The organism is Bacillus sp. M13(2017) (assembly GCF_002218325.1).
GTDB lineage: Bacteria > Bacillota > Bacilli > Bacillales > Bacillaceae_G > Bacillus_A > Bacillus_A thuringiensis_K.
In genome coordinates, this window is sequence record NZ_KZ268508.1 from 142,656 (window position 1) to 167,483 (window position 24,828).

Here is a 24,828-nt window from a genome sequence, read left to right on the forward strand (position 1 = left end):
GTTCCATAATAATAGGGAATAGGGGGGATATTTCATGAGTAATAATAAAAAGAATCACAACAATAAAAATAACAATAAACAAAAGAGCAGTTCGCATCCTAAGCATAAAACGAGTAGTAGTGCGAACGGACATAATAGCTACCATTAAAAAAAACGGGTCCTCTATGAGGGACCCGTTTTTTTTAATGGGCAGTAAGACCCCCACCTCAAAATTCAGCGAAAGCAAAGAAGTTAGGTGGGGGTCGGGCTGCCCATAAAAGTCCGATTGGTGAGGGCTGATAATCAGTGGGGGATGAAGAAAACCCCCACTGATTAAAGTTTCACTTTATTTGCTTCCTTTTAATAATCGTAAGCCATTCAAAATGACAAGAATCGTACTTCCTTCATGGCCAATAACACCGAATGGAAGAGCTAAAAATTGCAAGAAGTTTGAACAAATTAGCATGGCAATAACGGCTAGCGAAAAGATTACGTTTTGCTTCACAATACGGTTCATTCGTTTTGATAGACGGATCGCTTGAGAAAGACGAGATAGTTCGTTTTTCATCAGTACAACATCCGCAGTTTCTAAAGCTACATCTGTTCCTTCTCCCATTGCGACACCAATGCTAGCAGTAGCTAGTGCAGGTGCATCATTTATACCGTCTCCGACCATTGCTACTGTACCGTATTTTTCTTTTAACTTTTTAATCGTTTCAACTTTTGTTTCTGGTAAACATGATGCGTAATATTCTTTTATATTACTTTCAGAGGCAATAGCTTTTGCCGTTTCTTCATTATCACCAGTAATCATAATTGCTTCGACACCAATGCTTTGCAATTCACGAATAGCAACTATTGTTTCTTGGCGAAGCGTATCTTTTAAAGCGATAAGTCCAAGAATGCCTCCTTCATCACTAATATAAACGACAGTTTTACCTTCCTTTTCAAGTGAGGCAGAAATACCATTATGAAATGTTTTGGTTTCTTCACCGATAAAATCAGCTTTACCTATTTTATAAGCAGTGTTTTCCAATATTCCTTTTAGCCCAAAACCAGTTACATCTTCAACCTTTTCTGGTTTTTTTAATGTAATGTCGTACGCATGTTGTGCATATTTAACAATAGATTCAGCTAAAGGATGTGTAGAGTGACTTTCAATGGATGCTGTAATAGAAAGTACTTCTTTTTCTGTTATATTTTCTCGAACATATATATCTGTTACGGTAGGTTTACCTTCCGTTAATGTACCTGTTTTATCAAAGGCGATTGCTTTTACTGAAGCGAGACGTTCTAAATGTACGCCACCTTTAAAGAGAATCCCATTTCTCGCTCCGTTAGAAATTGCAGATAACGTTGCTGGTGTAATGGCAGCAACGAGTGCACAAGGAGATGCGACTACAAGTAAGATCATAGCGCGATAAAACGTTTCATTCCAGCTCCAGTCAAGTAAGAAATGAGGAACGAACATCATAAGCGCAACAACGAGTAGTACACCTTTTACGTATGTTCCTTCAAACTTTTCGATGAATAGTTGTGATGGTGATTTTTCACTTTGTGCACTTTGGACGAGACGGATAATCTTTTGGAATAATGTTTGATCGCTCGGCTTCGTAATTTTAACTTCGATAGCACCACGTAAATTTACAGTACCGGCAAATACTTCATCGCCATGTCTTTTCTCATTTGGAATAGGTTCTCCTGTGATTGCTGCCTCATCGATATTTGTTTCACCGTTATGAATTGTACCGTCAGCAGGAACACGTTCACCTGGTTTAATTAAAATAATGTCGTTAATTTGTAACTCTCCAACAGGAACACGTTCCTCAGTTCCGGTGGAAATACGTAATGCTTCTTCAGGTTGTAAGTCAAGAAGAGCGGAAATTTCTTTTTGGCTCTTACTTAACGTATAAGATTCCATAGCACCGCTGAGCGCAAAGATGAAGATTAAAATAGCCCCTTCTGCCCAATAGCCAATAATTGCAGCACCAATAGCTGCAAAGAGCATTAGCATTTCAACATTTAGCTCTTTTTCTTCAATCGTATCTTCAATTCCTTCTTTCGCTTTTGCATATCCACCAACTATATAAGCAAGGATATAGCAAGTAATACCTACATTCATTGCATCGTTCTTTGTGAATAACCAACCAACTAAAATAAAAATACCAGATGCTACTGCAAATACAAGTTCATAATGTTTTTTTAATGTGTCCCATAGAGAGGGATGAGAAATTGTTTCTTTTGCGTGTAACGTTTTTACTTCTGAGTTCATTACTACTCGCTCCTTCCGAATTCTTATTGAGAAAAATAATCAAAATCGAAACCCCTATAAAACGACGAAAGCTGCCATCCATAATGGATAGCAGCATTTCTGTTGAATCTGTTTTTAATAGTTATTATGTTGTAATTATTCTATAGTATATCATATGTTTTTATGAGATGGTACGGTTTTGTTTCAAGTATAAACGGAAAACTTGTGTTTTCGCAATTCCTCTGGTATATATGAATATTGTTCATAAAAGATCGGAAAGGAAGACAACAAGTGAAGACAGAGAAATTTTTTACCCATCCGATTGGCGTATTTATTGCTGCGATAGTAGCAACTTTTTTATGGGGAAGCGCATTTCCTTTTATTAAATTAAGTTATGTTGAACTTGGAATTCAACCACAAGAAGTTGGAGAGCAAATATTATTTGCCGGTTATCGTTTCCTTTTATCTGGAGTCATGCTCTTATTATTCTTTAAAATGTTAGGAAAAGATATGAGCTTCAAAAAAGGAACGGGGAAACAGTTAATACAAATTGGTTTATTCCAAACGTTTCTTCAATATATCTGTTTTTATATTGGAATGAGTTATAGTTCGGGAATTGAAGGAGCTATCATTTCAGGGACATCATCATTCTTTCAAATTTTACTCGCCCATTTTTTATATAAAGATGATGCCCTCAATATGAGAAAAATAATTGGGGTATCGATTGGTTTTTGTGGCGTCATTTTAGTAAATGTGCCGAGTGATGGTAGCTTATCATTTCATTTTGGAATCGGAAGCTTGTTACTTCTTAGTGCAGCAATGCTGTATTCATATGGAAACATATTAGCAAAAGAAGGTAGTAAAACATTAGATGTTGGCTATATGACAGCATACCAAATGATGTTTGGTTCTATAGGATTATTATGTATAGGGGCTTTACAGGTTGGAGTAATGCCATTTACATTTAGTCTACATGCACTACTTATGCTGATTTATTTATCTTTCTTATCTGCAGCTGGTTTTTGCATTTGGAATACAATTATGAAATACAACAAGGTTGGAAAAGTATCTATGTATATGTTCTTTATACCCGTATTTGGTGTATTATTATCGAGCATGATTTTAGGTGAAGCAATTCATTCATTTGTGCTATTCGGTTTAGCGTGTGTAGCCGCGGGAATTATTGTGGTAAATCGAACGCCAGCTAAGCAAAAAATGGAGCAAGAAAAACAAGTGGCATAGAGAGCAGAAAAGCGATTACAATGGAAGAACAGTACTGTTCTTCTTTTTTTTTGTAGAAAAAGGATAATAGACTAAGTGTAACGAAAAAAGATACAAAAAGCATTTATTGAGGAGAACATATTATGAATCTACTTTACGTGTTGTTAATTGGGCAAATACTTCTTTTTTTAATTGGTGCAATTTATGCAATACGGCAGACAAAAAGAACAAAAGATAATATGCCGTTACCTTTAGCAATCCGTCTTATTCTTAGTTTTTCTTTAACAGGTAGTGCAATTTGGATATGGGTACAAGATCCATCTGTAGAGTATAGTACGTGGGTTGCACTTGGTATGACTTTATCCACTGTGGGAGATTTGTTTATGGCTGGGCTGATTCCAATTGGTCACAGGTTAATTGGTGGGATGGTTACTTTCGCTCTTGCTCATTGTTTTTATGTAAAAGCATTTTTTCAAACAGGAATTTCGTGGAATGGTTTTTGGATTGGCTTACTCGTATATGGGCTCTTTCTAATTGTAGGATGGTTCTTCTTTATCCGAAATGATAAACAGGATAAATTGTTTACGATAGGAGCTCTAATTTACGGATTGTGGGTTGGAGGAATGGCTTGCTTTGCATTCGCCTTATATTATGAAAATACAGGAATATGGTGGATACCAGCGTTTGGTGGTTTACTGTTTGTGATTTCTGATTTCATTATTGGCGTGACAGATATCGGAGGGCGTAAATTGAAGTATGAGCCACTTTGGATTTGGTTTACATATGTAGCTGCTCAAATGTGTATTGTATATGTGGGATTATAAAAAGATACTCTCAAAATAGTGGATAGACTATTTTGAGGGTATCTTTTTTGCTTGTTTAATTTGATCAGTATTATTATTTTAAAATTTATAATTTTACAATTAATAATTTTGTAGAAAATCATCAGTTGTATTATTTATAATAAAAGTAAAAAGATGATGAGATGGTGAAATGATGCAAAAGAAAAAACGTTGGCGTGAATTCTTTGGAACTATTGCAATTGCATGTTTATTGGTGTTTTTGGCGAAAATTTTTGTGTTTTTCCCTACGACTGTAAAAGGAGCATCTATGAGGCCAACGTTGAAAGATGGAGATAAGGTGATTGTTAATAAGTTAGCAAAACAATTTGAAAGCTATGGGAGAGAAGACATTATTGTTGTGAAAACAGATAATTTTTATGTCAAAAGAGTGATTGGATTGCCTGGAGATATAATTGAGATGAGAAATGATCAATTATATGTAAATTCTGAAGTGGAAGATGAAGAGTATTTGGATAGTAATAAAAAACAAGCAGAAAAAAAACTTATGAATTTAACAGAGGACTTTGGACCGATTACAGTTCCTAAAAATAAGATTTTTGTTATGGGAGATAATCGCTTAATAAGTAAAGATAGTAGAAATGGTTTAGGTTTTATTGATAGAGAAGATGTGTTAGGAAAGTTAGCAGGCGTTTATTATCCGTTTGAACATATGAAAATAATAAAGTAAAAAAACCAAGCAAATTTTAGTTTGCTTGGTTTTTTTGTTAAACAGTAGGAGATTCGTTAGATACAAAGGTATCTTCATATTTCTTTGTAGTACTTAAAACGAATTTATGTTGTAGCAATTGTAGTTTAAATAACGCCAAAGGATCATGATATGTTTCTGGATTGCTTCTTAGCGTTGCTAATGTTTGCTCGTCTTCCTTTATCTCAAGTTGAGCTGCATCTACATTTTGTTTCAATATGTTAAGTGGATCTTTGAAGAACATCATGATATCACGTTCTAATGCACCTTCAAATACTTCAAATTGAAGGAAGAATTGTTTTGAAATTGTGTGAGCAATTTCTGTATAGTCTTCTGTTTCAATATATTGTTTATATTTGTTGGCGAGCATAGATTGGTTTTTTTGCATATTACCAAATAATTTTCCGGCACTTTTTAAGAAAAACTGTGTCGGTGTAAAGCGTAATAAAATATTGATGTTCGTTACTGTAATTCGATTTGTCATTCGTACAACATCTCGATTCCAATCATCTAATAATTTGAAATCGCAAGGAAGTTTCATACGTTCTTCTTTATATAATTTATTAAATGTTTCACTCATTTCATCTAAATAAGCTTGAGCTTGAATAAATTCATTATGTGCTGTTTCAATCCATTCTTGAATAGAACCAGTAAATTTAGGAAGAAGTACCTGTTGTACATGCTTTTGAACTCGTTCATTCATTGCAGCATTTAATTCTTCATGAACTAGTTTGAAATCACTATCTTCTTGAACAAGATCAGAGCAGCTCTGTAATAATTCAGGAATTTGAGAATGTATATCTCGTGTAATTTCTTCTTTCATTAAAAGATAGGATTCGGTAATAGAGCGAATTTTATCTTTTTCAAGAGCAGTAAGGTTATTAATAAATCCAGTAAGTTTCACTGAGATGTGTTTATTCCAGCGTACGGATTTTACTAATGTATTTTCTAATTCCACACGTTCATTTATGAGATAAGCAATTGTCTTTTGCGTAAACCATATTAGCTTTTCTATACGTTCTTTTTCTATATCGCGTTTTGCAAGATTAGAGAGAATAGATTCTGTTACATCTCCAAGTTGCTGGCTACTCTCTTGCGAAGGAGAGTATGGGAAGAATTGTGCATCTGGAAAATGTGCTTTAAGTTTATTAATTAGTTTTTCATTAGTAGTCGTATTATTTGTATGTAATACGAAGTGAATTTGTAAGTTTGGTACTTGTTCACGTAAATAAATTAACGTATCAATTTCTTCACTATGCAATGGTGAAGAAGAATTTAATACGTAAACAAGGCTATCTGCTGCTTGTAAGTATTCAAAGTATGCATTGTTTTTATCCAATTGTTCTTGAATGGATGGTGTAATAAGAAATGTAAACTTAGTTTTTCTTAAAAACCTACTTGGTAGCTTAATTTCTATACATTTTTTCTCAAGTTCTGACTGAGCAGATGTAGACGTTATTTGATGGAATTCATCAAGGTTAGAGATATTTCGTATATCTAACTCGGTAAATTCTGTAATTTCAGTTTGACTAGCGTCTTTAAATAGAATAGGAGTTGTTAAAGTTTCAGTTAAGATGTTCTCTCCCAATATTGAATTAACAAATGATGTTTTATCATGGTCGCTAGTTCCAGCTATTAGTAGTGGTGTGACATTTAAATCACATAGTTCATGGACGAGTAGCGTAAATTGATGACTTAAATCTACATCATTTTTCTCAGCCCATACAGCGATTGTTTCGAATAAATGAGAAACTGTTTCCATATTTACATCTGCTTCAGCTGATGTATTAGAAAGTAAGGAACCAGCACTTTTTACAAGTAATGATTCTAAAGTTGTAGGTGAGACTTCATTCCATGCTAACACTGCTGCAGAGACAACTAGAGAATCTTTTGCTTTTGTTAAACTGAACCAATTTGTTAATAAATTTGGTACAAGTCCGTTTAATTCATGCATAAAGTGATTTCCGGTAATTAATGCAAAGTATGTTTCTTGATAGCGAGTACAAATTTCATTCCAATCGTCATTATTGTCTGTTTCAATATGCAAGAATAAATGATTAATACTTTGAATCCAAGGAAGGTATAAGGATTCATGTTGATAGCTATTCCAAAGAGCAATAACAAGTTCTTTAAATTGGGCTTGATCAACAGCATATAGAGCTTTTAAAGACTCATAGAAATATTCAGGCTTAATATTTTTTGTAAATCCTTTGTTTATGTAATTTATTAACGTATCAAACCAGTGTAAAGATTGTGTTCGAATACCTTCTTGAACAGCTAGTTCGATAGCGTTGTTCCAATCTTCTTGTTTTTCATAGAAAGAACGTGCAATTGCAGTAATATTTGGGTAATCCGGTTGGAATGCAACAGCTTCACTAATCGTCTTAAAAGCGAGTCCTAAACGATCTTGTTCGATATAAAGAGAAAGAAGTTGTAAGGAAACCTCCATCGTAAGAGTTGTATCTTCCGTTTGAATAGATTGATAAATTTCTTCTGCCTTTGATAAGAATCCTAGTTCAAAATAAGCATCTGCAATATTTTTTGTCGCCCAAAGTGCAAGAGCATTATTTACTTTTTCCCATTTAAATATAGCTGCTTCAAAATCTTTATTTTGATAATAAAATTCACCTTGAGCAAATCGAATATTAGAAATGTTGGAGAATTCATTTTTAGATTCATTTATATATGCTTCACCGAGTACTTCCGATGCAGGAGTAGAAGTTTCTTCTGTTAAAAATGTTTTATAGTAAACTTTTTGAATAAATTGATTTTCAATGGTCATGTTCGTTCCCCCCTGTATAATTTAGAAAAATGATGTTGTATGTAAAAGGGTGTATGTTCTTTTAATAGGTAGAAGTTGCATTATATAGACCAAACTATGTTTTTGCTAGATATATCATTTTTCTTGAGAGTTAAACCGTTGCGAAAAGTAACTTTCCTTTATTGTAACAAAAAAACACGCATATGAATTTTTATTTTTTATCGGGTCATTTGCGTGCAGTAAGAATCTAATCTCAAAATTGGTGAATGTAAGTGAGTTATGTGGGAGTCGGGATGTCTGTAGAAGCAAGATTGGCATAGGTTAATAATTAGTAGAGGATGAACAAAACTCCCACTGATTAAAGTTTCACTTTATCTCTGTTAAAGGAAAGAATAGAAGTAGAGTTCATTATAAAAACAATGTATAGTGAATATGTATACCATGTTTGCCTTAAAGATAGAAAGGGTACAATGTGGAATAACGATCGTGCATAGGATGTGTCTTCCGAATGGAACAACATATTGGCGAGTTAATCGCGCATTATGGCTATTTTGGAATTGTTATAGCTTTGGCTGGTGGGATTGTCGGATTACCGATACCAGACGAGTTTTTATTGACCTTTGTTGGTTATAATGTTTCAAAAGGAGTTATGTCAGGAACTGCTGCTTTTTTAAGTGGGATGGCTGGTGCGATGTTAGGGATCACGTTAAGCTACATATTAGGTTTAAAACTTGGGCTCCCTGTTTTAAAGAAATATGGGCCGAAAATTAGAATTAAAGAACATCACATTGAAAAAACACATATTTTATTTGAAAAATATGGGCCATTTCTTTTAATGATTGGTTATTTTATACCGGGAGTACGTCATTTAACAGCATATTTTGCTGGGGTATCAAATTTGACACTTTGGCGTTTTTGTTTATACGCTTACGGTGGTGCGCTCATTTGGATAAGTGTTTTTATTGGGCTTGGCTGGAAGTTAGGCGAGAAGTGGCGCTTCGTTGAGTATAGTTTACATCATTATAGAATATGGATTTTATTAATTTCAGCAGTTGTTACATGTGTTGTATGGTTGTACATAAAGAAAAAGAAAAACCGCTAATAGCGGTTTTTTAGCTGAAAGCAATAAATAATACACCAGCTGTAATAAAGACTACACCAACACCGGTCATAAAGTTTAACTTTTCACCGAGGATAATCATAGCGAGAATGATAGAAAATACGACGCTTAATTTATCGACAGGAGCTACTTGTGAAACCTTTCCTGTTTTGAGGGCAAGAAAATAAAATAGCCATGACGAAGCACCTGCAACCCCACTTAATGTGATAAATAGCAGTGCTTTTTTATTTAGCAGTACGTCGCCGATATTTTGAAATTTACCTTGTATGATAATAACGCCTATCATAAATAATGCCATAATAATAGATCGAATTGTTGTTGCAACGTTTGCATCGATGCCGTCTAAACCAAACTTTCCAAAAATCGATACAAGGGCAGCAGCAATTGCTGATAATAGGGCAAATAAGAGCCACGAACTCATAGTAAAATTCCTCCAATCTTACAGTATTATACATGAAAATGATTCTCATGTATAAGGTTGAAGCAATTGAGGTTTATAGGAAGCACGACTTCAACTTAACTTCTTGCTCCACCTGAATTTTAAGGTGGGAGTTTTACTGTCTGTAAATAGTGGGCTAAATAACGAAATAACCCCCACCTTATATTTTTAATAAGGTGGGGGTTATTATACTACTCTGCAATTTCCTCATATAAAAAGTACGTTACATTATAAATATGTTCTACTTCATCGTCTGTCATAAACAGTAATTCGTCACGCTCAATCCCTTTTTTCTTTTCAATAAACTCAATCATGTTTTTGCGTTCTTCTCTCTTCATCAATTTTATTTCTCCTCTCAATCTGTTTTAATACAGTTTATTTAAGTTACTTCTATTATATAACAGAATCTTTAGAAAGTTCCACCTATTTTATTGTTTTTTTCAAAAGAACTTTTCGACAAAACAAGCCCACCTAAGGGGGCTTGTTTTATTTTATAGTCGTAAAAACTCAGGCTCCGTCGTACCGGCACCATCGATGTAATAAATTGTGTCGGGATTGATTTTGATCAGTACGTAATTAGGGTCTTCAGGGCCGAGTAACCAACGTTTTAAGCTATTATTCCAAAACTTGTTTTTTAATGTCGAGTCTTCCTCGATTGAAGCCAATCCTTCAACTTCAATATAATCTTCATCTAATTTTTTCCCTTCTCGTCCGAGTAGTACATGGACATTAGGATTTTGTTCAATATCTGTTATCTTTTTTGATTGTCGATCTGTTGCAACATACAGTACAAAATCTTCATGGAAAAACATCATAAAGGCGCTATGAGGTTTCTCATTTCGTACTGTAGATAATACACCAGTACGTTGACCTTGAATAATAGTTGCGATTTTTTCTTTTAAGTGCATAATTTTAACCCCTTTTCACAATTTATAATTCTGTCTGTTTAAACAAGATAATTTAAATATCTTTCATACTGTTTTCTTCAATCCGATTTTTTAAACGTAATTGTGATGAAATCGGACAAGTTAGGAGAATAATAATAATAATATTGAGGAGAAATACATACGATGGAAGGATGAAAAAGCATGTTTAATAAAATATTTCTTATAGTAGCGCTTATAGGTGTACCACTGTCTGTGCTTGGAAAAACACTTCATTGGCCAGAAACAATTATGTTTGCTGTGTATTGTATTACGATTATCGCATTAGCTGGTTTTATGGGGAGAGCAACAGAGAGTTTAGCAATTGTTTCTGGTCCTAGAATAGGCGGGTTATTAAATGCTACTTTCGGTAATGCTGTTGAACTTATCATTTCAATTTTTGCACTTCAAGCAGGGTTAATTGAAGTGGTGTTAGCTTCTTTAACGGGTTCTGTACTTGGAAATTTATTATTAGTAGGAGGGTTATCTTTCTTTGTTGGAGGTCTTAAATACAAAAGACAAAGTTTTAATGTATATGATGCAAGGCATAATTCAGCTTTATTAATATTTGCTGTTGTTGTGGCCTTTGTTATTCCAGAGATCTTTTCAATGAAGATGGACGCTGGCAAGACGTATCAATTAAGTATAGGTGTTTCTATTATTATGATTATCATGTACCTTGCTGCATTACTATTTAAGTTAGTTACGCACCGTGGTGTATATCAACATAAAAGTGACGAAGTAGCGCATGAAGAAGAGCCAGAGTGGTCGAAAGGGAAGGCGCTCCTTATTTTAGCGATAGCAACACTGGCAGTAGCTTATGTGTCAGAGGCACTCGTGCATACTTTTGAAACTGTTGCAAAGTCATTTGGCTGGTCAGAGTTATTTATAGGGGTTATTATCGTTGCAATTGTTGGGAATGCAGCGGAACATGCGTCTGCAATTATTATGGCTTATAAAAATAAAGTAAATATTGCAGTCGAAATTGCAATAGGCTCTACATTACAAATCGCTATGTTTGTTGCTCCTGTATTAGTATTGCTATCTATGTTCTTCGCACAAAGGATGCCTTTAGTATTTACCATACCAGAACTTGTGTCTATGATTACAGCCGTTTTCTTAACGATTGCGATTTCCAATGATGGAGATACAAACTGGTTTGAAGGTGGCACTTTACTAGCGGCGTATGTCATTATGGGAATTGGTTTTTATTTATTATGAAAAATAGGCATAACAATTGCGCTCAGAGAAAACAATAAACGAAGTAGTATATATACCTACATAGGAAGGAGCCAGACAGGTGAAACGAGTATACAGCATATGCCTTTCAACTATGGTCTCGTTTATTTTATTATTTCCTAACATGAGTTTTGCAAAGACAACAGTAGGAACAAAAATGCCTTCATCTGTTTTAAATATTTCAAAAGACAATACATTTCCAAATGATGCGCAAGATTTGCCACGTTTACAACCAAGTAAATTTGCTCAAGAGCTATTGAAAACGGCTAATATTAAAATTGAAAATCCAGACTTAATTCGGATGTTTAATGAAACGACAATTTCAAATGCGCCGCTTGCAGTAGGGTATCGGGCAAAAATTTATTTAGGTCAATGGGCTTTACGTTATGAATCAGTAGACACATCGATTAATTGGGAATATAAACAAGTGAATCGAAATGTGTATGATAATCGCGGAGGAGACCGTTTATATCCACTTCGCTATAAGCAAGAAACACAAAAGACGGTTGAAGGCGATTTAACAGCAGATATGAAAGATGCTGCAGATGTGAAAAAAATGATGCTTCTCAAAGCACTTGAAAAAGTACAATTACCCCTTTCGTTTAAAACGACCATTGGTTATGGTACTGGGCATGAGCGTGTGTATAATATTAGCCCGAGTCAACTCGGATATTTATACGCTTATACACCAGCAGTAAATGAAAAAGGAAAAGTAACATTTGGAGAAGTGTATCTTGTATTAAAGGGAAATCAAAAAAGACTTGTTGTGAAAAATATTACTTCTCAAGGAATTGGAGCTGCTATTCCAATTCATGATCATTTGTATTTTAAATTCATTTCTTCTTCCCACTCGCAATAACATGAAAAAACGTCAGCTTATGAGCTGACGTTTTTTTATAATGTAATGTTTGCTGTTTTTGATAAGAAATCTTCTGTCGGATAGTAGCTGTTTTTTACAAGAACATTTGGTCCAAGACATTTTACTGCAGGACAGTGACAGCTTAATGATTTTGCTGTTTTTGAAGCGCTCCATTTTTCATACGCTTCTTGTAATGTGTTTGTTTGTATGTTTCCTAGAAGTGGAACATCACCAAAATCAGTAACGATAATATTGCCATCAAAAATATTTACATTTAAGCGTGAACGACCATCTGGATCGTTACGAACAGTTACATTTTTGCTCTCTTGTAACTTTTTAAATGTGGCAATGTCTCGCTCGTCATCGCTACAAGCATAGAAAGGTAAAGTTCCAAATAGCATCCATACATTTTCATCGCGAATTTCTAGTAAATGTTCAATCGCATCACGAATTTCAGCTTTTGTTAAAATTTCTAGATTACTCGCGAAGTCACTTGGATACATTGGATGAACTTCATGACGTTTACAGCCCATCTCTTCGACGATTTGGCGGTGAATATGTTCAATATGTGGTAGAGTTCTTTTGTTTAGCATTGTTTCGGCCGATACAAGTACACCTGCATCTGATAAAGCCTTACTATTTGTAATCATTCTTTCGAATAATTTTGCACGTTGTTCGTAAGTAGGCTTACGCTCCATCATTGCAAATCCGCCTTCAACGAAGTCATCAATTGTTCCCCAGTTATGAGAGATATGCAATACGTCTAAATAAGGAATAATCTGTTCATAACGTGCTAAATCTATAGTTAAGTTAGAGTTGATTTGAGTGCGAACGCCTCGTTCATGGGCATATTTTAAGAGTGGTGTTACATAGTTGTCGACGGATTTTTTGGAAAGCATAGGTTCTCCGCCAGTAATACTTAAAGAACGTAAATGAGGAATCTCATCTAATCGTTTTAATAAAAGATCCATCGGAAGCGGATTTGGGTCTTTCGGCTGTAACGTGTAACCAACAGCGCAATGCTCACAGCGCATATTGCATAACGTCGTCGTTGTAAATTCAACATTTGTTAATAGTAGTTTGCCGTACTCTTCAAGGTCCATATACGCTTCCCATGGATCGTAAGAAGGAGTAATCGGCTTCATTTTTTGTGATATCGTCATATGAAATACTCCTTTGACTATTGAAATAACAATTTGTCCATTCTCTATAATAGAAGAATATGTGCTTTTTATAAAGTGAAACTTTTTAGCATGAAAAGAGAGAGGGCTTACATTATAGTGGATGACTGTGACAAAATTGATGAAATTTCATGCCCATAGCAATCGTTTTTGCGGTATAATAAAAGCAACTCGAATTAAAAGGAGAGTGCCTTCATGGGAAAAGCAATTCAAGATAAAGATACACAATTAGTATATTTAAAAGAACGTTTAAATATGTTCATTGAAGTAATTGATACAATTGAACCTGAAGAAGTAGAATTAGAAGATGTAGATCGTCTTCTTGCAATGTTAGATGAATTAGAATTAAAATGTGAGCAATTTAAAAAAGACGAATAATATATTAAAAAGGCTACCAATTCCAATTTGGTAGCCTTTTTCTGTTCGGGTAATAGAAGGACGATAGAAAAAGAGGTATAATCAAGTTGTGAAAAATTTCATTTATGCTCTAATAGCGTGAAACAAATAAATAGCTAAAGAGCATAACAATTGAATTTTCAGCTCATAACGTTTTGGTAGCGTTCACAATTGAGGGGGAAGTAACAATGGAAAAGCTTCAAGAAAGCATGTATCAACTAATTGTTGAAACGTCAACGAACTTACCGAAAGATGTTCGTCGTGCGATTCAACAAGCGAAAGAGCGAGAAAATGCAGGGACTCGTTCTGCGATGGCACTTGGCACAATTACAAATAATATTAAAATGGCTGATGATAACATCTCGCCGATTTGCCAAGATACAGGGATGCCAACGTTTAAAATTTATACACCAGTTGGTGTGAATCAATTAAAGTTGAAGGAAGCTATCTATAATGCGCTTGAGCGGGCGACAAAAGATGGTAAACTTCGTCCCAATTCTGTTGATTCTCTTTTTGGAGATAATAGTGGAAATAATTTAGGACCAGGTACACCGGTGATTAAGTTTGAACAATGGGAAAAAGATTATATTGATGCACGTTTAATCCTAAAAGGTGGTGGCTGTGAGAATAAAAATATTCAATATAGCTTACCGTGTGAACTAGAAGGACTTGGACGAGCTGGCCGTGATTTAGAAGGGATTCGTAAATGCCTTCTTCATGCAGTATATCAAGCACAAGGGCAAGGATGTAGCGCTGGTGTAATTGGTGTTGGTATCGGGGGAGACCGCACATCAGGTTATGAATTAGCAAAAAATCAATTATTCCGTACATTAGATGATGTCAATCCAGTACCAGAGTTACAACATCTTGAAGAGTACGTATTAGAAAATGCGAATAAGCTTGGCATTGGTACGATGGGATTTGGCGGAGAAACAACTTTACTTGGTTGTAAAATTGGCGTCTATAATCGTTTGCCAGCTAGTTTCTATGTATCTGTTGCGTATAATTGCTGGGCATATCGTCGCCTTGGTGTGAAAATCCATCCTGAAACAGGAGACATTATGGATTGGTTATATCAAGAAGGGGAAGATACACTTCAGCATGAAGTACAAGAAAAAACAGAGCAACGTGAGATTGTATTACAAGCACCAATTACAGAAGAGCAAATTCGTGAACTTCGCGTTGGTGATGTTGTAACAATTAATGGCATGATGTATACAGGTCGTGACGCAATCCATAAGCATTTAATGGATAATGATTGTCCAGTAGATTTAAACGGACAAATTATTTACCACTGTGGTCCAGTTGTTGTGAAAGATGAAAATGACAATTGGCAAATTAAAGCGGCAGGTCCAACGACAAGTATTCGTGAAGAACCCTACCAAGGCGATATTATGAAGAAATTCGGTATTCGCGCTGTCATTGGAAAAGGCGGTATGGGTGCGAAAACATTAGCGGCTTTAGAAGAACACGGCGGTGTATATTTAAACGCAATCGGTGGTGCAGCGCAATATTATGCTGAATGTATTAAAGAAGTGAAAGATGTTGATTTCTTACAATTTGGTATTCCAGAAGCAATGTGGCATTTACGTATCGACGGGTTTAAAGCAGTTGTAACGATGGACTCTCATGGTAATAGCTTACATGCAGATGTTGATAAAACATCACTTGAAAAATTAGCTAGCTTTAAAGAGCCAGTATTTAAGTAAATAAAAAATGCATCTCGAATGATTCGAGATGCATTTTTTTGGTATATATAGAAAAACATGTTCAGCATGAAAGAATGCGTAGCAACAGAAACTACAAGTACGATTATATATGGAAAGGAGACTATTTATGAAATATAAATGGTTATATATCGGTCTCATTTTTTCAATTATGATGGCACTTGTTCCAGTTTCAGCACTGGCTTATACAAATACTCCACATAACTGGGGAATCCCGCGTCCTAAAAATGAAACAGTACCAGATGCAGGAAAGTTATATACAGATTTACTACAAAAAAATGGCGGGTTTTATTTAGGAGATACGAAGAAAAAAGATATTTATTTAACATTTGATAATGGATATGAGAATGGATACACCGGGAAAATATTAGATGTATTAAAAGAGAAAAAAGTACCAGCAACTTTCTTTGTAACGGGGCATTACATTAAAACACAAAAAGATTTATTGTTAAGAATGAAGGATGAAGGACACATTATTGGAAACCATTCTTGGAGTCATCCTGATTTTACAGCGGTAAATGATGAGAAACTTCGTGAAGAATTAACGAGTGTAACGGAAGAAATTAAAAAAGTAACTGGGCAAAAAGAAGTGAAATATGTACGTCCTCCGCGCGGTGTATTTAGTGAAAGAACGTTAGCTCTTACGAAAGAAATGGGCTATTATAATGTATTTTGGTCACTTGCATTTTTGGATTGGAAAGTGGATCAGCAAAGAGGATGGCAATATGCGCATAATAATGTTATGACGATGATTCATCCAGGATCTATTTTATTACTTCATGCAATATCAAAAGATAATGCAGAAGCACTTGCGAAAATCATTGATGATTTGCGCGAGAAAGGGTATCATTTTAAAAGTCTAGATGACTTAGTAAAAAGCAATCAACCGTAAGCATGTATGCTTACGGTTTTCTCATGCTATAATGATGTGTAAAAAGGATGGGGAAACGTATGTGGAGCGAACATGTTACGTTAGAGTATCCGTATCATTTTGAAGAAGTATTAAAACGTTTATCTTTTGATCCTCTTAACGTCATTCAATTAGATGAGAAAGTTATTTATATCCCGCTTTGTATAGACGAGGAACAGGTTGTTGTTCGCTTACAAGGGATTGGTACTGTTCAAAATCCACAGTTTTGGATTTCTAGTCAGACAGGAGATCCAGAGAAAGTCATGAAACGAATGAGGGCCATTTTTCATTGGAATGAACCGTTTCAAGATATACAAAATCATTTTTTAAACACATCATTACGTCCACTATTTGAAACATATGCTTATACTCCAATTATTTTAGAATTTGATTATTTTGCTTGTCTTCTTCGCTGTATCATTCACCAACAAATAAATTTGAAATTTGCTACTGTGTTAACAGAACAATTTGTGAAACGGTATGGAACAGAGAAGAACGGTGTATTCTTTTTCCCCACTCCGGAAATAGTAGCAAATATTTCAATAGAAGAATTGAGAGAGCAGAAGTTTAGTCAGCGAAAGGCTGAATATATAGTAGGATTAGGTCGAAGTATTGTCAGTGGTACATTAAATTTAGCGAGTATAGAAAATGGGACGGAAGAAGAAGTTTCAGCACAATTGTTGCCAATTAGGGGAATTGGTGCATGGACAGTGCAAAACTTTTTAATGTTTGGGCTTGGACGGAAAAATATGTTCCCGAAAGCGGACATTGGGATTCAGCGTGCAGTGCAAGGTATATTTCAATTAGATGATAAACCTGATGATGCATTTTTAGAAAAAGTGAAACAAGAGTGTGAACCATACTGCAGTTATGCAGCGTTATATTTATGGAAAAGTATAGAGTAGAGGTGTAATAATGGTACAAAAGCAACATGAGAGTAAGTTGGAAGTTGGTCAAACGTTTCCTGTGACAATTAAACGTCTTGGGATTAACGGAGAAGGCGTTGGTTATTTTAAGAGACAAGTTGTTTTCATTCCAGGGGCATTACCAGGAGAAGAAGTTGTTGCAGAAACAACGAAAATTCAGCGTGGCTTCGCTGAAGCGAAAGTGAAAAAAGTTCGTAAAGCTTCACCGCATCGTGTGAAAGCACCGTGTCCAGTATATGAGGAGTGCGGCGGTTGCCAATTGCAACATTTAGACTATAAAGAACAACTAAATCAAAAGCGTGATATCGTTGTACAAGCATTCCAGAAGTATATGAACAACGGTTTGGAAGAGAAAATTCGTCCGACGCTTGGCATGGAAAATCCATGGCATTATCGTAATAAGAGTCAACTACAAGTGGGGCGTAAAGACGAAAAGGTTATTACAGGGCTGTATAAACAAAACTCACATCAGTTAATTGATATTGCTCATTGTATGATTCAACATAAAGCAACGAATGAAGCGACAAAAGTTGTAAGACGTATATTAGAAAAGTTAAATGTTTCTATTTATAATGAGAAAAAGCAAAAAGGTTTAGTACGTACAATTGTGACACGTACTGCAGTGCAAACAGGGGAAGTACAAGTTACACTTATTACAACAAAAGAAGAATTGCCAAATAAAGAGCAATTTATCGCAGAAGTACAAAAACAGATGCCAGCTGTTAAATCAATTATGCAAAATGTAAACTGGCGTAAAACATCTGTTATTTTCGGTGATAAAACATTTAAATTGGCTGGAAAAGAAGTAATTCAAGAAACACTTGGTGATTTATCATTTGAATTATCAGCACGTGCATTCTTCCAGTTGAATCCAGAACAAACGGTTGTTTTATACAATGAAGCGAAAAAAGCCGCTGCTTTAACAGGCAATGAGAAAATTGTAGATGCGTATTGTGGCGTTGGTACAATCGGACTTTGGCTTGCAAATGATGCAGCGGAAGTACGTGGTATGGATGTAATTCCAGAAGCGATTGCAGATGCAAGAAAAAATGCGAAGCGTCACGGATTTACAAATACGAAATATGAAGCAGGTAAAGCTGAACAATGGTTACCGAAATGGGTAAAAGAAGGATGGCGTCCAGATGTAATTGTTGTTGATCCACCACGTACAGGTTGCGATGATAAATTACTGGAAACAATTTTAAAAGTGAAGCCGAAACAAGTTGTCTATGTGTCTTGTAATCCTTCATCATTAGCACGTGATGTACAAGTATTAATGAAGAGCTATGAAGTGGAGTATGTGCAACCAGTTGATATGTTCCCGCATACAGCTCACGTAGAAAATGTAGTGAAGCTTGTTAGAAAGTAAAGTTTATTAATATTCCCTCATGGTATGAGGGAATATTTTCTATGAAGGAGAATGAAATGTACAATTATAAATTAACGATTCAGTACGATGGTGCACGTTTTAAAGGATGGCAACGTCTCGGTAATAACGATAATACGATTCAAGGAAAAATCGAAAGTGTCATCTCTGAAATGGTCGGAAAAGAAATTGAAATTATCGGTTGTAGTAGAACAGACGCTGGTGTACATGCTTTGAATCAAGTTGCTAACTTTCAAAGTGATGAGAAGTTAGTGGAACATAAAGTGAAAAAATATTTAAATCAATATTTACCTAATGATATTAGCATTACGAATGTGGAAGAAGTACATGATCGCTTCCATGCTCGTTACAATTCTAAAGCAAAAACATATCTGTATAAAATTTGGAATGAAGAGCATACAAATCCATTTATGCGTAAATATAGCATGCATGTGAATAAAAAATTAAATGTGAAAAGCATGAAAGCAGCTGCGAAACATTTAGTTGGTTCACATGATTTTACTGCTTTTTCAAATGCGAAATCAAAGAAAAAATCTATGGTTCGAGAAGTATATACACTTGATGTGATGGAAGAGGCAGGGTTTGTACAAATTAGAGTAAGTGGTAACGGCTTCCTTCATAATATGGTAAGAAAAATTGTTGGGGCATTAATTGAAGTTGGATTAGGACAATTAGACGCTGAAGCAATTCCAAACATTTTAGAGGAAAAGCAGCGCAATCAAATTAATTGTCTTGCTGAGGCAAGTGGGTTGTATTTAGAGAATGTTGAGTTTTAATGGCAAATAAAAAAATCGGGCTAAGTAGCTCGATTTTTTTAGTATTACGAAGATTTTTCGTTTTTTATACGTAGCTTCAAATTCCAAAAAGCAGCAAGCATAATAGCTGCAAAGGAGCCACTAATTGTTCCTAATAGCTTTGCATAAGGAAAGCTACTCATATCACCATTAATGAATAACATTATACATAGAACAGCAGGGAGAAGGTATAAGTAGTGTAATAACTTTAATTTTTTATCATTACTCATATATATAGCCCCTTTCTAGCATGTTATATGTTTATTATAACATATTTTACCAAGTTATTTTTGCACTTGGAGACATGTTTATTTCATATGTGTAAATGCAGTTTTTTAATTCGATATTGTAAGTTTTGCCTACTTAATCCTAAAAATTTTGCAGCTTGTGAGATGTTGCCATGATTTTCTTTAAGAATTTGGTTAATGTAGTTCTTTTCCATTTTTTCTATTGTGTGTTTTAAAGTTTTAGGTGCATCAGTATTTTGATTAGTTAGTGCATGTTGCATATTGAATTCTGTTTTTATTCGTTCACGAAAGCGAGTAGGCATATGAAACGCTGTAATGATGGTTTCATCTTCTATCAAGTTCATGGAACCTTCAATTATATGTTCCAACTCCCGTACGTTTCCAGGCCAATCGTATGCATAGAAAAATTCTCTTACATTTACATCTACATCGGTTACATTGAGCCCAAATTGAGTATTATATTTTTCAATAAAGTGCTGAACAAGATCTGGAATATCTTCTTTTCTTTCACGTAAAGGCGGAAGACATAAAGTAACGACGCTTAATCGGTAATATAAGTCTTCTCTTAATCGATTATGTGCGATGGCTTCGAAAGGATCTTCATTGATAGTTGCTATAATACGAACATCAATTTCTTTTTCGTGTGTGCCTCCGATTCTTCGTATTGTTTTTTCTTGTATAGCTCGTAGTAACTTCGCTTGAAGTGCTGGACTTAATGAGTTGATTTCATCTAATAACAAAGTTCCTCCGTTCGCTTCTTCGAATAAGCCTGATTTATCTATTGCTCCTGTAAAGGCACCTCGATTTGTGCCAAATAGTAGGCTTTCCATTAAGGTATCAGGTATAGCGGCACAGTTTTGTGAAATAAAGGGTTTGGTTGAACGCTGACTTTCATTATGGATGCTTTGTGCAAATAGTTCTTTACCAGTGCCTGTTTCCCCTACGAGAAGTATGGAGGAAGATGTACGAATTACTCTTTTTCCTTCTGTAATGATTGATTGAATGGCTTCAGAATCACCAATTATGTGATCAAAGGTAAATTTAGTGCTTTGTTTTCGAGAAGGACTTATTTTTATCGTTTGTTTTAAGTTACTAATTTCTTTTGATATTTCAATAGCGCCTTTAATTTTTCCATTTTCTATTATAGGGAAAGTATCGTTAATCGTTGTAATTTCTTGTCCTTTATTGTTAAAATACGTTTGTTTTATATTTTTCTTTGTTTTTCCAAATTTTAATGCCTCTATAAGAGTACTATTTTTATTTTCTTCAAATGCAAATACCTCTAAAGGACTTTTATATAGCACATCTAAGCAATCCATTGATTCAATTTCCATCATTTTGCGGTTATAGACAATCGTTTTACTTTCCTCATTAATAATATGAATCCCGATATCGAGTTCATTGATTAAAGTTTCATATAGCATATTCATTTCAATAATTTGTTTGAAATTAATTTCTTCTGTATGCATGTAACATCTTCTTCTCATTTCACCCTATGAAGACTGACTTTTTATAATTTTATTAAAATTCTTATAAAATCGCAAAAAAATTTTGCTATTTTTCGTTTAAAACTTTTTAAATGATCGAAAAATTTTGCGGTTGTGCACATTTTTTTGTATGAAACTCTCATTTAATATATGAATTAGAGACTTGGTACGTATTTTGCATAAATAATATTCGAAATCTCTAGAGGGGAGAATATGAATTTTTACAGGATATACAACGTTTTGGTGTCAATTAATAAGAGGGAGGAATTTATAAAGTGAAGACAGTTATAGAAGGTGTGTATAGTCCTTGTTATGGAAAAGTAGAGAAGTTATTTGTTACGGAAAGTTCTTACGTATACGAGTGGGAGAAATTAGCGTTAATTGAAACAATAGATAAACAGAAAGTAGAAATTAAGATAGGGATCAGTGGTTATATTGAATCATTAGAAGTAGTAGAAGGACAAGCTATTGCTGATCAAAAATTATTAATAACAGTAAGGGATGACCTTTTAGTAACAGGCAGTGATTAATGTAAGTGACGTGTATTTTTGCTCTTTTCAATCATTATTTTTACAATGAATACTTTTAAAAACGCTTACATTAAATGGGTTGGCAAAGTGAAAAGGGGGGATTTATATGATGGATCAAAACCAAGGATTAAAAAGAGAATTGAAAAGTAGGCACATATTTATGATTGCACTCGGTGGAGTTATTGGTACAGGACTTTTTTTAGGGTCAGGTTATACGATTCATGAGGCTGGACCTGGAGGAGCAATTGTAGCGTATCTTGTCGGTGGATTTGTAATGTATTTAACGATGCTCTGTCTTGGAGAATTAGCTGTTGCGATGCCTGACGCAGGGTCTTATCAAACGTATGCGACAAAGCATATTTCCCCTGCAGCAGGTTATGTAGTGGGATGGATGTCATGGTTAAACTGGTCTGCTACGATAGGTATTGAATTAATTGCAGTTAGTATTTTGATGAAACGTTGGTTTCCTGATGTACCGTCATGGATTTGGTGTGTAGTGTTCGCGGTACTGCTCTTTGCTATTAATGCGTTATCTTCAAGAAGTTTTGCGGAAGTGGAATTTTGGTTTGCAAGTATTAAAGTAATTACAATTATTGCATTTATTATTTTAGGCGGGGCGGCAATGTTTGGTTTTCTAGATATGAAAGGAAATGAACCAGCACCGATGTTCTCTAGCTTTACTGATTACGGGGGACTGTTTCCGAATGGATTATCAGCCATTTTAATTACGATGATTGCAGTTAATTTTTCTTTCCAAGGAACAGAACTAGTTGGTATTGCAGCAGGTGAGAGTGAAAATCCAGAGAAAACGATCCCGAAGGCAATTAACAATACAGTTTGGCGTATACTTGTTTTCTTTGTACTATCTATTTTTATTCTTGCTGGACTATTCCCTTGGCAGCAAGCAGGAGTAATAGAAAGTCCATTTGTAGTTGTATTTGATAAAATTGGTATTCCTTATGCAGCCGATATTATAAATTTCGTTATTATTACAGCAGTTCTATCCGTTGCGAATTCAGGATTATATGCAACTTCTCGTATGCTATGGTCTATGTCTAATCAAGGAATGATTAGTCCGATTTTTGGTAAGTTATCTAAAAATGGTGTTCCTATTTATGCATTGATTGTAAGCACAATTGTAGGTTGTCTCTCATTATTATCAGGTATTTATGCGGAAGATACAGTTTATTTATGGCTGCTTTCTATCGCTGGATTTGGAGCGATACTAGTTTGGGCATCTATTGCTCTATCTAACTTATTAGCTAGAAGGTCATACATAAAGCAGGGCGGGGATGTCAAAGACCTGAAATTTAAAACACCGCTGTATCCATTCGTACCACTGCTTGCGTTAGTATTAAATGTAACAGTAATCGTTGGCATGGCCTTTATTCCAGAACAAAGAATGGCATTGTATTGTGGTATTCCATTTATGATTGTTTGTTTACTGTTTTATCGTGCTACAAGAAATAAGGGAAGTAATGTAGAGCATATTGAAAAGACAAATACAACGGAAGTAGAGAGTTTATAATAGTGATCAATTAGGAGACTGTAAAATTGTAAACAGTCTTTTTTTTTGTGAAAATAAAGCTGGAAACATACTATGTATGCAAAGGGGAAGTAGCGATGAATCCAGAAATTTCGCAGTTGTTAAAACAAATAGATTCAAGGAAAGAGGAATTGTTAGAACTTACAAAAACATTAATTCGTTTTGAAACACCAGCACCGCCAGCGAGAAATACAAATGAAGCGCAAGAATTTGTTGCAGAGTTTTTAAGAAAACGAAATTTTAGTATTAATAAATGGGATGTATATCCGAATGATCCGAACGTTGTTGGGGTAAAAAAAGGAATAAAAAGTGACTCATATAAAAGTCTTATTATTAATGGTCATATGGATGTAGCTGAAGTGTCAGCAGATGAGGCGTGGGAAACAGATCCATTTGATCCATTTATAAAAGATGGCTGGTTAGTTGGACGTGGCGCAGCAGATATGAAAGGTGGGCTGGCTGGAGCGCTATTTGCCATTCAACTTTTACAAGAAGCTGGTATTGAATTACCTGGAGATTTAATCTTTCAATCAGTAATAGGGGAAGAAGTTGGAGAGGCAGGAACACTTCAATGCTGCAGGCGAGGTTACGATGCTGACTTTGCAGTCGTAGTGGATACGAGTGATTTACATATGCAAGGACAGGGCGGCGTAATTACTGGCTGGATTACTGTGAAAAGCCCGCAAACGTTTCATGATGCAACGCGCAGACAAATGATCCATGCTGGAGGACGTTTATTTGGAGCGAGTGCGATTGAAAAAATGATGAAAATTGTGCAGAGCTTACAAGAATTAGAGCGTCACTGGGCAGTCATGAAAACATATGAAGGCTATCCATCTGGAACAACAACAATTAATCCAGCTGTTATTGAGGGGGGAAGGCATGCGGCGTTTATTGCGGATGAGTGCCAGTTATGGATAACAGTGCACTTCTATCCGAACGAAACACATGAACAAATAATAAAAGAAATTGAAGAATATATTGGAAAGGTAGCAGCTGCCGATCCATGGTTAAGTGAAAATCCGCCACAATTTAAGTGGGGCGGAGAATCAATGATTGTAGATCGTGGTGAAATTTTCCCTTCATTAGAAGTAGATAGGGAACATGCAGCTGTAAAAAAACTTAGCTCAGTACACGAGTCTATTTTATCAAAAAATGCAATTTTAGATATGTCTGCAACGGTAACTGATGGCGGTTGGTTTAGTGAGTTTCATATTCCAGCGATTATATATGGACCAGGTACATTAGAAGAAGCACATTCTGTAAATGAGAAAGTTGAAATTGAACAGTTAATTGAATTTACAAAAGTAATAACAGCATTTATATATGAATGGTGCCACACGAAAAAATAGATTT

General features: G+C 35.0%; 23 protein-coding genes. 15 read left to right on the forward strand and 8 right to left on the reverse strand.

What is annotated here, in order from left to right:
• Positions 1–325: 325 nt before the first annotated feature.
• Positions 326–2,251, reverse strand: a complete 1,926-nt coding sequence (locus CGQ22_RS20095; protein WP_001083756.1) for a heavy metal translocating P-type ATPase — start codon at positions 2,249–2,251, stop codon at positions 326–328.
• Between the two features lie 270 nt (positions 2,252–2,521).
• On the opposite strand from CGQ22_RS20095, the gene CGQ22_RS20100 reads away from it, so the two are divergent.
• The 3 genes from CGQ22_RS20100 (at position 2,522) to lepB (ending at position 4,981) form a co-directional block, all read left to right on the forward strand.
• The gene (locus tag CGQ22_RS20100) at positions 2,522–3,472 is read left to right on the forward strand and encodes a DMT family transporter (protein ID WP_000845712.1); all 951 of its coding nucleotides are present in this window, start codon (positions 2,522–2,524) and stop codon (positions 3,470–3,472) included.
• A gap of 122 nt (positions 3,473–3,594) precedes the next feature.
• Positions 3,595–4,275: a lysoplasmalogenase gene (locus CGQ22_RS20105; RefSeq protein WP_089149217.1), complete on the forward strand. Its 681-nt coding sequence runs from the start codon at positions 3,595–3,597 to the stop codon at positions 4,273–4,275.
• Positions 4,276–4,444: 169 nt separating this feature from the next.
• Positions 4,445–4,981, forward strand: coding sequence for a signal peptidase I (gene lepB / locus CGQ22_RS20110; protein ID WP_002163834.1), 537 nt, complete (start codon positions 4,445–4,447; stop codon positions 4,979–4,981).
• A gap of 37 nt (positions 4,982–5,018) precedes the next feature.
• Here the strand turns inward: lepB and CGQ22_RS20115 are convergent, their stop codons facing one another.
• Positions 5,019–7,781, reverse strand: a complete 2,763-nt coding sequence (locus CGQ22_RS20115; protein WP_089149218.1) for a tetratricopeptide repeat protein — start codon at positions 7,779–7,781, stop codon at positions 5,019–5,021.
• A gap of 487 nt (positions 7,782–8,268) precedes the next feature.
• On the opposite strand from CGQ22_RS20115, the gene CGQ22_RS20120 reads away from it, so the two are divergent.
• Complete coding sequence (locus tag CGQ22_RS20120) at positions 8,269–8,862, forward strand: DedA family protein (protein ID WP_089149219.1); 594 nt, start codon at positions 8,269–8,271, stop codon at positions 8,860–8,862.
• Between the two features lie 10 nt (positions 8,863–8,872).
• Here CGQ22_RS20120 and CGQ22_RS20125 read toward each other — a convergent pair whose 3' ends face one another.
• From CGQ22_RS20125 to CGQ22_RS20135, 3 genes are all read right to left on the reverse strand, one after another.
• A complete protein-coding gene (locus CGQ22_RS20125; RefSeq protein WP_000100296.1) occupies positions 8,873–9,301 on the reverse strand; it encodes an EamA family transporter in 429 nt (142 codons plus the stop codon).
• A gap of 209 nt (positions 9,302–9,510) precedes the next feature.
• A complete protein-coding gene (locus CGQ22_RS20130; protein ID WP_000817786.1) occupies positions 9,511–9,657 on the reverse strand; it encodes a BH0509 family protein in 147 nt (48 codons plus the stop codon).
• 153 nt (positions 9,658–9,810) lie between these two features.
• Entirely contained in the window at positions 9,811–10,227 is a 417-nt protein-coding gene (locus tag CGQ22_RS20135; protein WP_000550220.1) for a pyridoxamine 5'-phosphate oxidase family protein, read from the reverse strand.
• Positions 10,228–10,407: 180 nt separating this feature from the next.
• Between CGQ22_RS20135 and cax the strand changes: the two genes are divergently transcribed.
• Together cax and CGQ22_RS20145 are read left to right on the forward strand one after the other, a co-directional pair.
• The gene (gene cax, locus CGQ22_RS20140) at positions 10,408–11,463 is read left to right on the forward strand and encodes a calcium/proton exchanger (protein ID WP_000482133.1); all 1,056 of its coding nucleotides are present in this window, start codon (positions 10,408–10,410) and stop codon (positions 11,461–11,463) included.
• 79 nt (positions 11,464–11,542) lie between these two features.
• The gene (locus tag CGQ22_RS20145; protein WP_002163835.1) at positions 11,543–12,340 is read left to right on the forward strand and encodes a YfkD famly protein; all 798 of its coding nucleotides are present in this window, start codon (positions 11,543–11,545) and stop codon (positions 12,338–12,340) included.
• Between the two features lie 35 nt (positions 12,341–12,375).
• Here CGQ22_RS20145 and yfkAB read toward each other — a convergent pair whose 3' ends face one another.
• A complete protein-coding gene (gene yfkAB / locus CGQ22_RS20150) occupies positions 12,376–13,503 on the reverse strand; it encodes a radical SAM/CxCxxxxC motif protein YfkAB (RefSeq protein WP_000156023.1) in 1,128 nt (375 codons plus the stop codon).
• Positions 13,504–13,716: 213 nt separating this feature from the next.
• On the opposite strand from yfkAB, the gene CGQ22_RS20155 reads away from it, so the two are divergent.
• From CGQ22_RS20155 to truA, 6 genes are all read left to right on the forward strand, one after another.
• Entirely contained in the window at positions 13,717–13,899 is a 183-nt protein-coding gene (locus CGQ22_RS20155; protein WP_000513558.1) for an SE1561 family protein, read from the forward strand.
• A gap of 206 nt (positions 13,900–14,105) precedes the next feature.
• Positions 14,106–15,626 carry a class I fumarate hydratase gene (gene fumA, locus CGQ22_RS20160; RefSeq protein WP_000413523.1) on the forward strand — a complete coding sequence of 507 codons (1,521 nt, stop codon included), beginning with the start codon at positions 14,106–14,108 and terminating at the stop codon, positions 15,624–15,626.
• Between the two features lie 127 nt (positions 15,627–15,753).
• Positions 15,754–16,536 (forward strand): delta-lactam-biosynthetic de-N-acetylase, encoded by a 783-nt coding sequence (gene pdaA / locus CGQ22_RS20165; protein ID WP_000875957.1) that lies wholly within the window; start codon positions 15,754–15,756, stop codon positions 16,534–16,536.
• A gap of 59 nt (positions 16,537–16,595) precedes the next feature.
• Positions 16,596–17,459 carry a DNA-3-methyladenine glycosylase family protein gene (locus CGQ22_RS20170; protein ID WP_000269424.1) on the forward strand — a complete coding sequence of 288 codons (864 nt, stop codon included), beginning with the start codon at positions 16,596–16,598 and terminating at the stop codon, positions 17,457–17,459.
• Positions 17,460–17,469: 10 nt separating this feature from the next.
• On the forward strand, positions 17,470–18,849 hold the full coding sequence (rlmD, locus tag CGQ22_RS20175) for a 23S rRNA (uracil(1939)-C(5))-methyltransferase RlmD (RefSeq protein WP_061883746.1): 1,380 nt from the start codon (positions 17,470–17,472) through the stop codon (positions 18,847–18,849).
• 56 nt (positions 18,850–18,905) lie between these two features.
• A complete protein-coding gene (gene truA, locus CGQ22_RS20180) occupies positions 18,906–19,643 on the forward strand; it encodes a tRNA pseudouridine(38-40) synthase TruA (protein WP_002181877.1) in 738 nt (245 codons plus the stop codon).
• A gap of 44 nt (positions 19,644–19,687) precedes the next feature.
• Here truA and CGQ22_RS20185 read toward each other — a convergent pair whose 3' ends face one another.
• Both CGQ22_RS20185 and CGQ22_RS20190 read right to left on the reverse strand, forming a co-directional pair.
• Positions 19,688–19,891 carry a hypothetical protein gene (locus tag CGQ22_RS20185; protein ID WP_000063854.1) on the reverse strand — a complete coding sequence of 68 codons (204 nt, stop codon included), beginning with the start codon at positions 19,889–19,891 and terminating at the stop codon, positions 19,688–19,690.
• Positions 19,892–19,974: 83 nt separating this feature from the next.
• Complete coding sequence (locus CGQ22_RS20190; protein WP_089149220.1) at positions 19,975–21,378, reverse strand: sigma-54 interaction domain-containing protein; 1,404 nt, start codon at positions 21,376–21,378, stop codon at positions 19,975–19,977.
• A 293-nt stretch (positions 21,379–21,671) separates the two neighbouring features.
• On the opposite strand from CGQ22_RS20190, the gene CGQ22_RS20195 reads away from it, so the two are divergent.
• The 3 genes from CGQ22_RS20195 to CGQ22_RS20205 all read left to right on the forward strand — a co-directional run bounded on the left by CGQ22_RS20195 (position 21,672) and on the right by CGQ22_RS20205 (position 24,824).
• Positions 21,672–21,926, forward strand: a complete 255-nt coding sequence (locus tag CGQ22_RS20195; protein ID WP_000859489.1) for a biotin/lipoyl attachment domain-containing protein — start codon at positions 21,672–21,674, stop codon at positions 21,924–21,926.
• Positions 21,927–22,032: 106 nt separating this feature from the next.
• Complete coding sequence (locus CGQ22_RS20200; RefSeq protein ID WP_000969250.1) at positions 22,033–23,454, forward strand: amino acid permease; 1,422 nt, start codon at positions 22,033–22,035, stop codon at positions 23,452–23,454.
• A 95-nt stretch (positions 23,455–23,549) separates the two neighbouring features.
• Positions 23,550–24,824 carry an acetylornithine deacetylase gene (locus CGQ22_RS20205; RefSeq protein WP_089149221.1) on the forward strand — a complete coding sequence of 425 codons (1,275 nt, stop codon included), beginning with the start codon at positions 23,550–23,552 and terminating at the stop codon, positions 24,822–24,824.
• The last annotated feature ends 4 nt before the right edge of the window (positions 24,825–24,828 follow it).